The 7116-nt window shown below is 66.9% G+C and carries 8 protein-coding genes; 6 read left to right on the top strand and 2 right to left on the bottom strand.

From position 1 onward, the window contains the following. The first annotated feature begins 12 nt into the window (after window positions 1-12). The 3 genes from VMD50_RS11480 to VMD50_RS11470 all read left to right on the top strand — a co-directional run bounded on the left by VMD50_RS11480 (window position 13) and on the right by VMD50_RS11470 (window position 2292). A complete protein-coding gene (locus VMD50_RS11480; protein ID WP_325427874.1) occupies window positions 13-423 on the top strand; it encodes a DUF302 domain-containing protein in 411 nt (136 codons plus the stop codon). 14 nt (window positions 424-437) lie between these two features. Next, complete coding sequence (locus tag VMD50_RS11475) at window positions 438-809, top strand: carboxymuconolactone decarboxylase family protein (RefSeq protein ID WP_325427871.1); 372 nt, start codon at window positions 438-440, stop codon at window positions 807-809. Window positions 810-927: 118 nt separating this feature from the next. Further along, on the top strand, window positions 928-2292 hold the full coding sequence (locus tag VMD50_RS11470; protein WP_325427870.1) for a wax ester/triacylglycerol synthase domain-containing protein: 1365 nt from the start codon (window positions 928-930) through the stop codon (window positions 2290-2292). Here the strand turns inward: VMD50_RS11470 and VMD50_RS11465 are convergent. Continuing rightward, window positions 2275-3378, bottom strand: coding sequence for a patatin-like phospholipase family protein (locus tag VMD50_RS11465; RefSeq protein WP_325427869.1), 1104 nt, complete (start codon window positions 3376-3378; stop codon window positions 2275-2277). The genes VMD50_RS11470 and VMD50_RS11465 overlap by 18 nt on opposite strands. Before the next feature lie 288 nt (window positions 3379-3666). Here VMD50_RS11465 and VMD50_RS11460 point away from each other — a divergent pair, with 288 nt between their 5' ends. Beyond that, entirely contained in the window at window positions 3667-3954 is a 288-nt protein-coding gene (locus VMD50_RS11460) for an ANTAR domain-containing protein (RefSeq protein WP_325427873.1), read from the top strand. A gap of 130 nt (window positions 3955-4084) precedes the next feature. On the opposite strand, the gene VMD50_RS11455 is transcribed toward VMD50_RS11460, so the two are convergent. Further along, window positions 4085-4831 carry an IclR family transcriptional regulator gene (locus tag VMD50_RS11455; RefSeq protein WP_325427868.1) on the bottom strand — a complete coding sequence of 249 codons (747 nt, stop codon included), beginning with the start codon at window positions 4829-4831 and terminating at the stop codon, window positions 4085-4087. Window positions 4832-4897: 66 nt separating this feature from the next. Here VMD50_RS11455 and VMD50_RS11450 point away from each other — a divergent pair, with 66 nt between their 5' ends. After that, entirely contained in the window at window positions 4898-6238 is a 1341-nt protein-coding gene (locus tag VMD50_RS11450; RefSeq protein ID WP_325427866.1) for an FAD-binding oxidoreductase, read from the top strand. Next, complete coding sequence (locus VMD50_RS11445; protein WP_325427864.1) at window positions 6238-7056, top strand: DAPG hydrolase family protein; 819 nt, start codon at window positions 6238-6240, stop codon at window positions 7054-7056. Before VMD50_RS11450 ends, VMD50_RS11445 begins: the two co-directional genes overlap by 1 nt. The last annotated feature ends 60 nt before the right edge of the window (window positions 7057-7116 follow it).

Below are 7116 nucleotides of genomic sequence, written 5' to 3'. Positions count from 1 at the left end.
AAGGAAGTCAGGATGAACATCGCCATTTCGACGCCGCTGCAGACCTCGTTCCAGGACGCGGTCGCGCGGACCCGCGAGGCGCTCGCGGATCAGGGCTTTGGTGTGCTCACCGAAATCGACGTGAAGGCGACGCTGAAAGCCAAGCTGGGCCACGACATGGAGGACTACCTGATCCTCGGCGCCTGCAACCCGCCGCTGGCGCATCGCGCCGTCGAGGCGAACCCCCAGATCGGCCTGCTGCTGCCGTGCAACGTCGTCGTGCGCGCCGACCGCGACCACGCCGGCACCGTGCTCGTCGAGGCCATGAATCCCGAGCTGCTCGTCGAGGTCACCGGAGAACCGGGACTGCGCCCGGTCGCCGAGGAGGTCACCGACAAGCTGAAGGCGGCCATCGACTCGCTGAAGCCCGCGATTCACCGCTGAGAAGCAGCCCAGCCATGCCAGACGAACAGCATCATCACGAAATCCTCCACGACCTGCTGCCTCAGCACCGCGAGCTGCGCAAGCAGATCCCGGAGGTCTACAAGGGGTTTGCGGCGCTGAGCGGCGCCGCCCTCACCGACGGGGCGCTGAGCCGCAAGATCAAGGAGCTCATGGCGATGGCGATCGGGGTCGTGCAGGGCTGCGATGGCTGCATCGCATCGCATGCGCAGGCCGCCGCGCGCGCCGGCGCCACCCGGGAGGAAGCCGCCGAGGCCATCGGCGTCACCATCCTCATGCACGGCGGTCCGGCCACCATTTACGGCGCCCGGGCCTACACGGCATTCTGCGAATTCGCCGACGCGGACGCGGACGCCGAATCCCGATAGCTGCCACGCCGGCCCGGAGCCGACGAATGGCCCGATATCTGGGGACCAAAGTCATTGGCTGCCAAAGACCTGCTGACCTCCGCCAAATCTAGTCGTAGGTTAGGGCGTGGAGCATGCGATGACCGGATTCCTGCGCAACAGCGACGCCTTCACCTGGGCGATGGAAAGCGATCCACGGCTGCGATCAACCGTGGTCAGCATCGTGCTGCTGGATCGATCGCCGGACTGGGACGAAGTGCGCGAACGATTCGACTTGATCAGCCGCAAATTCCCCATGTTCCGGCAACGGGTGATGCCGTCGCGGCCCCCCGCCCCGCCGCACTGGGAATACGCCCCGGACTTCGACCTCGACTACCACATCCGCCGAGCTGCCGCCCCGGGGACCGGCACGCTCGACGACGTGCTCGAGATGGCCCGGTTGGCCGAGATGCAGGACTTCGACAGGGCCCGGCCGCTCTGGGAGACGACGCTGATCGATGGACTGGAGCGCGGCGGTGCGGCGGTGATGTGCAAGTTCCATCACGCCCTCACCGACGGGATCGGCGGCGTGCAGATCGCGATGCATTTGTTCAACCTTTCCGAGGACCTGTGCCGGCGCGAGCCGCTGCCGCCCGAGCCCGAAGCATCGCGGCCGTCGTGGCTCGCCGGCTATCGGGATACCTGGCGCTATGACGCCGGCCTGCTGGCGAACGCCCTCGCGGGAGCGGTCAAAGCGGTCCCGCGGCTGCTGTACGGCGGTGTTCGCCGGCCCATCGCGACGGCCCGATCGGCGGCCGCCACCGCGGCATCGGTCTACCGAACCGTTCGGCCGATAAGTCACACCGGTTCTCCGCTGCTCACCGACCGCGGCCTGATCCGTCGACTCATGGTGCACCAGGTGCCGATGCCGCAGCTGCGCGACGCGGCGCACCGCTCCGGTGGCGCCCTGAACGATGCGTTCGTCGCCGGGGTGGCCGGCGGGCTACGCCGTTACCACGAAAAGCACGGCGTCGCGATCGGCGACCTGCACCTCACGATGCCGATCAGCTTGCGGACGAAGGCCGATGGCATGGGTGGAAACCGGATCACGCTGATGCGGTTCGACGTTCCCGCGAGTGAGGCCGATCCGACGACACGAATCCGGGCAATCCACGAGCGCGCGGGCGCGGTGCGCACCGAAAGATCCCTGCCGTACACGCAGTTGATCGCCGGCGCGCTCAACCTGATGCCGCGCTGGTACATCGGTTCCGTTCTGCGCCATGTCGATTTCCTCGCCAGCGACGTGCCCGGGGTGCCGGTGCCGGTCTTCCTGGGCGGCGCGCCGGTGCGCGCGCAATACGCGTTCGGCCCGACGATCGGCGCGGCGGTCAACGTCACCCTGCTCACCTACGTCGACACATGCGCCCTGGGCATCGACATCGACACCGCCGCCATACCCGACTACGACACCTTTTATGAGGCCCTGGTCGCCGGCTTCGACGAAGTATTAGCGCTCGCCGCCTGATTCGCGCGATGTTGCCGCTAGCGCCCGGCGGGCCTCGTTACGCCCGGCAAGCATGAATCCGGCCCAGTCGCGCGTGCTGAGGAACTGGCGGTAAAAGCCAATACCCCGAACCACCTCGTAAGGTACCGGCTCGATCATGATCACTTTGGACTCGGCGCGCAGCCGAGCCAGGTTCTCCCGGGCCAGCTCGACTTGTTGGCAGGTGCGTACCTGGCTCGCGACGTACAGAATGCTGGCACGCCGATACTCCCATCCTGTGGCGTCCTCGCCCGCGAATTCCGGCGGGTAGAACCCGTTGATCGCCAGCGTGACGTCACAAGGCGGTTCGATGTCGAGGAGTGCGTGGACCGGAAAGATATCGACGATCCCGCCATCGCACCAGTGAAACCCGCCGAACTCCACGGGCTGGATGAACAACGGCAGCGCGATGGCCATGTGCACCGCACGCGCCACCGGAAGCCCCGGATATGTTTTGGGGCCGATGAATTCGATCCGGTTCTGCTCGACGTTCCATATCGGCACGTACGCGGGAATGGGCATGTCGCCCAGCGTCATATCGCCGACGAGACGTCGATAAGTGTTTTCGATCACGTCCCCGGCGATGATGCCGGCAAAGCCCCGCCCGGCGGCGAGCGCCTGCCGAAGCAGCCGGCCCCAGTCCAGGTCGACGTAGTCCTTTGGCATCAGTCCCAGAGTGAAGGCGGCCACCTTCTCGGCGTTTATGCCTGCAGCCAGCGGAAACCCAAACAATGCCGAGCCCGAGCACAGCGAAATGACCGACGGACGAAGACCGGCTTCTTCCAGCGCACGTGCGGCACCCACCAGCGAGGCCATCGCGCCGCTTCCGCCGGTTGCCGCAAGTGCAATGCGCTGACCGTTCATGACTGTGGTGACGTACGGCTCCGCCGGGGGAAATGGCTGCTGATCCTGGGCAGGCGGCTTGCCGAACGGCAGGCGAAGCGCGGCTCGTGCGGCGTCCGTCAGAAATCCCGCGTCTCGTTGCAATCCCTGCGCCCACTCTCGGGTGCGGGTTATCGCGTTGAAATACTGCCGGAGGCGAAAAACGTCGAGTAGTGGACCGAGCATGGCGCTTAAGTGTGCGCTCACAGCAGTTCTCACCACAGAGTCCTCGGTCACCAATCTTGTGGCCAACCGGCCACCATGCGCTCCTTGTCAGGTGGCTGCCGGACGATCCCGAAACGGTCACAAGCCCGCATCGATATGGGCCGCGGTCTGGCACAACTCGTTAAATCCGCAAATCATTGCACAGGGCGCCTTTTGAGAATCACGGGCGCGACGATGCGTACCGCACGGATTCTCTTCCGCTACACGCGTGGCGGATTTTGTTCGGGCGCAACAGGAGGTATCGACAGTATGATGGCGAACTGGGTTCCAGCCCAGACATCGTATGGCCCGAATTCCGGCCGCATTCTCGACACCGCGCGAGGCATCCTCATCGGCCTTCGCCGATGCCCTTCGCACGTCGCTTTCGATGAATTGCACGGTGCCGCAATGCGTCACAAGGTGCCGGTGTTCGCCATGGCTTGGGCGCTTGTCCACCTGGCAGGCGATGGGGAGAAGACGCCCAGCTTCGTCGACGCGCAGTCCGCGGCGCGTCGGGAGTGGGGGTCGCTGTTCGCCAGGTCCTCGGTGACCTGCTGAGCGGAGGTTGGGAACTTGGCGCGGCCGGGGTCCTGGGGGGTACCGCGGCCGCCGCCAGCATTCAGCGGGTCGGTGCCGCCGAAACCTGTTGACGGCGTGCCCATTTGCCATACCTGCCCCGGCGGGCACTTCAACGCGTCCACGCCGGCGAGTCGGCCGCAGCACGCAACGCGTCGATGATGCGCCCCTCCTTCTCGCGAAAGCGCTCGGTGGGAGCCGGAACCGAAATCGCGACCATGTTGTCGCCCACGGCTCGCCGCGCGATCGCGGCCGCCGAAATCCCGGGCGTGTGTTCGTCGCGGTCGAAAGCGATCCCGGTGCGCCGGATCTCGGCGAGCTCGGCGCGCAGCGACTCGGCGACTTCGGGGTGGAACTTGACGAGCGCGGCTTCGGCGTCGGCGTCCTCGAGCGCGGCGAGGGCCGCCTTTCCGTTGGCGGTCGACTCGAGCGGGAACCGGACGCCGACGGCCGAAACCGCCCGAAGGCGATGCGACGATTCGATCTGGTCAACGAACCACATCCGCTGGCCCCGCAGTATCGACAGGTCGACCGTCTCGCCGTCGGCTGCGCGCGCCACCCGCTCGATCGTCGGGCGGAACATGGTTGCGATCTGCGCGCCGTCGGCCCTGCCGAACCCCAGCAGGCGCTCGCCCAGCGAAAAGCGGCCCTGCGCGTCGACATTGGCCAACCCGACCTCGACCAGGCCCACCAGCAGGCGGCGAACCGTCGACTTGGCCAGCCCAAGCCGCTCGCCGAGGTCGACCAGGCGGAGCCGTCGCGGCTCGGCGGCGATCTCGTCGAGCGCGGCGGCGGCGCGACGTAACACCTGGATGCCTTCGTCGCGACCGGTTGGCGGATTCTCCCCCGTGGGCGGCACGATGCCACTATAGTGTTCCGCATCGCGGACCAACAAGAACCGGATTGTGGATCAAGGGAGCTCCAGATGGGCGCGCTACCGGCCGGGCGGCATTTTTTCCGCGGCGATGACGGCTACGAGGCCGCCCGCCAAGGCACCGTGTGGCACCAAAGGGTGCCCGACCGGTACCCGGAGCTGATCGTCCGGGCCGTCGATGCCGAGGACATCGTCGCGGGTCTGCACTATGCCAAGGCCAACGGGCACAAGGTCAACGTCGTGTCGGGCGGGCACAGCTTTGCGGCCAGCCACCTGCGTGACGGCGCGGTGCTGCTCGACGTCGGCCGCCTCGATCACGCCACGATCGACGCCGAGAAGAAGACCGCCGTTGTCGGGCCGGGCAAGGGCGGCAGCCTGCTCATGGCCGACCTGGAGGCGCAAAACCTGTTCTTCCCCGGCGGCCACTGCAAGGGCGTCTGCCTCGGCGGTTACCTGTTGCAGGGCGGATACGGCTGGAACAGCCGCATCTACGGGCCGGCGTGCGAGAGCGTCGTCGGGCTTGACGTCGTCACCGCCGACGGCGAACAGATCCACTGCGATGCGGACAATCACCCCGACCTCTACTTCGCCGCCCGCGGCGCCGGCCCCGGCTTTTTCGGCGTGGTCACGTCGTTTTACCTGAAGCTGTACCCGCGCCCCGCCACCTGCGGCACCAGCGTGTACGTCTACCCATGGGACGTCGCCGATGAGGTCTACACCTGGGCCCGCGGCATCAGCGCCGACGTGGACCGCCGCGTCGAGATGCAGGCCATCGCGACCCGCAGCCTGCCGGAGATGGGTGTCGACAGCCCCGGCATCGCGTTCGCGTCGCCGGCGTTCGCCGACTCCGAGGAGGAAGCCCAAAAGGCCCTGGCGATATTCGAGACCTGCCCGGTGCTGGATCGAGCGGTGTTGAAAGTTCCCTACCTGCCAAGCGATCTGCCCACCTGGTATGCCGCCGTGATGACCCACTACCTGGACGACCACCGCTACACCGCGGACAACATGTGGACCTCGGCGTCGGCCGGGGACCTGCTGCCGGGCATCCATAAGATCCTCGACACGATGCCGCCGGCTCCCTCCCACTTCCTGTGGTTGAACTGGGGGCCCTCGCCCATCCGCCAAGACATGGCCTACAGCATCGAGGACGAGATCTATCTGGCCCTCTACGGCTCTTGGAAGGACGCCGCCGACGACGACAAGTACGGCGACTGGGCGGCATCGAACATGGCCGCGATGTCCCACCTGGCCACCGGAATTCAGCTTGCCGACGAGAACCTCGGCCAACGCCCGGCGCGGTTCGCCACCGACGAGGCCATGGCGCGGCTCGACCAAGCGCGCGCCGCGTATGATCCCGACGGCCTCTTCAACGCCTGGATGGGACGACTCTGATGACCCGCGACCTTTACCTCGGCTACCGCAACGACGACGCGAACACGCCGTTCGGCAAGTTCTTCAAGCCCGAAATGGCCCCGCTTCCAACGCATGTCGTCGAGGCGCTACAGCATGGCCCGCAAGGGGGGATGGCGCTGCCGGCTTTCGGCGACGCGGCCGGCGTCGCCGAGGAGGGCTACCAGCAGACCGAGAACGGCTACGGCGTTCTCGAAGACGGCAGCTACCAGGTATCGGTACGCACCGACATGCCCGGCGTCGCCCCGGCGATGTGGTCATGGTGGTTCGGCTGGCACGGCTGCGACACCCGCCGCTACAAGCTGTGGCATCCGCGCGCGCACCTTTCCGCCGCCTGGAAGGACGGCTCGGACGTTCAAGAGGGGGGTCGTCAGGGCTCCCGGCGCTACATTGGCCGCTGGTCGCTCATCAGCGAGTACATCGGTTCCACGATGCTCAATGGCGCAATCCAATTCATCGCGCCGGCGGAGATGGGCTGTCCACCCGACGGCGACGATGCGGTGGCCATTTGCGCCCGATTGGGCGCCGCCGACGCACCCGTGGATGTCGGATGGTTCATCCATCACATCAGGTCGACGCCAGAGGGCGCCGAGATGCGGTCACGGTTCTGGATGGGCGGACCGCACATCGCCGTCCGCAACGCCCCCGGCGTCGCTTCCAGCGCTTTGCGTCCCATCGCGTCGCGGCTACTCGGCGACCCGGTAGCCAGCGGTCGCAATCTGCTGGCGCACTGCGCCCAGGAGATGAACCACCTGGCGGGTTTCTTGCCCGAACTCTACGCGGCCTTCGGCCACGAGTAGTGCGGCGGAGCCAGTCCCGCGAAAGTGCAACTGGCCGCGCACTTCTCGAGCGGCCACCTC

It is taken from the genome of Mycobacterium sp. (assembly GCF_035506235.1).
GTDB lineage: Bacteria > Actinomycetota > Actinomycetes > Mycobacteriales > Mycobacteriaceae > Mycobacterium.
The sequence above is the reverse complement of the archived record's forward strand: the minus strand, read 5'-3'. Positions and strand labels throughout refer to the sequence as shown.